This window comes from Streptomyces sp. NPDC020362 (genome assembly GCF_040642095.1).
GTDB lineage: Bacteria > Actinomycetota > Actinomycetes > Streptomycetales > Streptomycetaceae > Streptomyces.
Map to the genome: position 1 here is coordinate 1 of NZ_JBFAET010000427.1, position 2557 is coordinate 2557.

1 protein-coding gene is annotated in these 2557 nt (G+C 70.6%); it reads right to left on the reverse strand.

Going from position 1 to position 2557, the window contains the following annotated elements:
- Positions 1 to 60: 60 nt before the first annotated feature.
- Positions 61 to 2457: an HAD-IC family P-type ATPase gene (locus AB0H32_RS47810; RefSeq protein WP_361135873.1), complete on the reverse strand. Its 2397-nt coding sequence runs from the start codon at positions 2455 to 2457 to the stop codon at positions 61 to 63.
- Positions 2458 to 2557: the final 100 nt, after the last annotated feature.

The window sequence follows — 2557 nt, forward strand, 5'->3', positions numbered from 1 at the left end:
GGTGGCGCGGCCGTCTGCTGTGCGGACCGCGCGGTCGGTCCTCCGCCCTTCCTCATGTCCTCACACCGGGAAGCGGCGATCGACCCATCTCCAGAGGAACTCCAGGGCGACCGCCGCCACCACCGCGACGGCGACCGCCGTCCACGGCATCGCCATGCCCACCAGCTTCAGCGCGAAGAAGCTCTGCAGGGCCGGTACGGCGAGAACGAACACGAACGCCACGCCCATCGAGGCCACCAGCAGGACGCGCCACCAGGTGTAGGGGCGGGCGATGATCGCCAGGACCCACATGGAGATCAGGAACAGGGTCAGGGTCGCCGCACTGGTCTCCGCGTCCAGGGAGCCCGGCCCCGTGTAGTAGTGCCGGGCGACCAGATACGTCACGAAGGTCGCCACTCCGGCCACCACCCCGCCCGGGATCGCGTAGCGCATCACCGTGCGCACGAAGTGCGGCCGGGCCCGCTCCCTGTTGGGCGCCAGGGCCAGGAAGAAGGCCGGGACACCGATCGTCAGGGTGGACAGCAGGGTCAAGTGGCGTGGCAGGAACGGGTATTCGACCTGCCAGCACACCACCAGGAGCGCCAGCAGCACCGAGTAGACCGTCTTGACCAGGAACAGCGTGGCCACCCGCGTGATGTTGCCGATGACCCGGCGGCCCTCGGCGACCACCGAGGGCAGCGTGGCGAAGCTGTTGTTCAGCAGGACGATCTGCGCGACCGCACGGGTCGCCTCCGAGCCCGAGCCCATCGAGACACCGATGTCGGCGTCCTTGAGGGCGAGGACGTCGTTCACGCCGTCGCCGGTCATCGCGACCGTGTGCCCGCTGGACTGCAGCGCGCCGACCATGTCCCGTTTCTGCTGCGGGGTGACCCGCCCGAACACGGTCCCCTCGTCCAGCGCGTCCGCCATGCCCTGCCGGTCGGCGGGCAGCCGGCGTGCGTCCACCGTCGTACCGGACAGGCCCAGCTTGGCGGCGACCGCGCCCACGGACACCGCGTTGTCGCCGGAAATGACCTTGGCGCGCACTTTCTGCTCGGTGAAGTAGCGCAGGGTGTCGGCGGCGTCGGGCCGCAGCCGCTGCTCCAGCACCACCAGCGCGGTGGGGCGGGCGCCGCGGGCCGGTTCGGGGTCGTCCAGGTCGCGGGTGGCGCGCGCGAGGAGCAGAACCCGCAGCCCCTGTTCGTTGAGGCGCTCGGTTTCGGCCAGTGCCGGATCGTCGGCGCCGAGGAGCACGTCGGGGGCGCCCAGCAGCCAGGTGCTGGCCTCGCCGTCGCCCTCGCTGAAGGCGGCGCCGCTGTACTTGCGGGCGGAGGAGAACGGCAGCGACTCGATGCAGCGCCACTCCTCGCTGTCCGGGTAGGAGTCGATGATCGCCTGGAGGGAGGCGTTGGGCCGCGGATCGGACTCACCGAGGGAGCCGAGCACCTTGCGCACGTACGTGTCGTCGGCCCCGTCCAGCATCCTGAGGTCGGTGACGTCCATGCCGCCCTCGGTCAGCGTGCCGGTCTTGTCCAGACAGACGGTGTCGACGCGGGCGAGTCCCTCGATGGCCGGCAGCTCCTGCACCAGGCACTGCTGGCGGCCCAGCCGGATGACGCCGATCGCGAAGGCGACGGAGGTGAGGAGCACCAGCCCCTCGGGGACCATCGGCACGATGCCGCCGACCGTGCGGGCGACCGCGTCCTTCAGGTCGTTGTTCTTGACGACGAGCTGGGTGACGACCAGGCCGATCGCGGCCGGGACCATCATCCACGTCACGTACTTGAGGATCGTGGAGATGCCACTGCGCAGCTCGGAGTGGACGAGCGTGAAGCGGGAGGCCTCCTCGGCGAGCTGGGCGGCGTACGCCTCACGGCCCACCTTGGTCGCCTGGAACGCACCGCCGCCCGCGACCACGAAGCTGCCGGACATCACCGGGTCGCCGGGGTGCTTGACGACGGGGTCGGCCTCGCCGGTGAGCAGCGACTCGTCGATCTCCAGGCCGTCGGCCTCCGCGCACACCCCGTCCACGGCGATCTTGTCGCCGGGGCCTATCTCTATGAGGTCGTCCAGGACGATCTCGTTCGTGGCCACCTCGGTCGCGTTGCCGTCACGGCGGACGGTCGGCCGGGACTCGCCGATCACGGCGAGCGAGTCGAGGGTCTGCTTCGCGCGCCACTCCTGCACGATGCCGATGCCGGTGTTGGCGAGGATCACGAAGCCGAAGAGGCTGTCCTGGATCGGCGCGACGAACAGCATGATCAGCCACAGGACGCCGATGATCGCGTTGAACCGGGTGAAGACGTTCGCGCGGACGATCTCGCCCAGGGAGCGGCTGCTGCGCACCGGCACGTCGTTGACCTGCCCACGCGCGATGCGCTCCGCGACCTGGGCGCCGCTCAGACCGGCCGAGGGCGTGCCCGGCAGCGCGACCGGATGCACGGGGTCCAGCTCGGCGCCCGCGTCGATATGGGTCATGCATTCGACGGTACGTGCCGATCTGCCCACCCGCCCACCCGACTCGGTCGGCTGGAAAGCGGGCGTTCGGGGCTGGAGGGGGTGCGGTTGAGGCCGGGCG

What these genes read in the sequence shown, in the direction of transcription:
- AB0H32_RS47810 (WP_361135873.1), bottom strand. Translation starts at nt 2,457, where the DNA reads ATGACCCATATCGACGCGGGCGCCGAGCTGGACCCCGTGCATCCGGTC.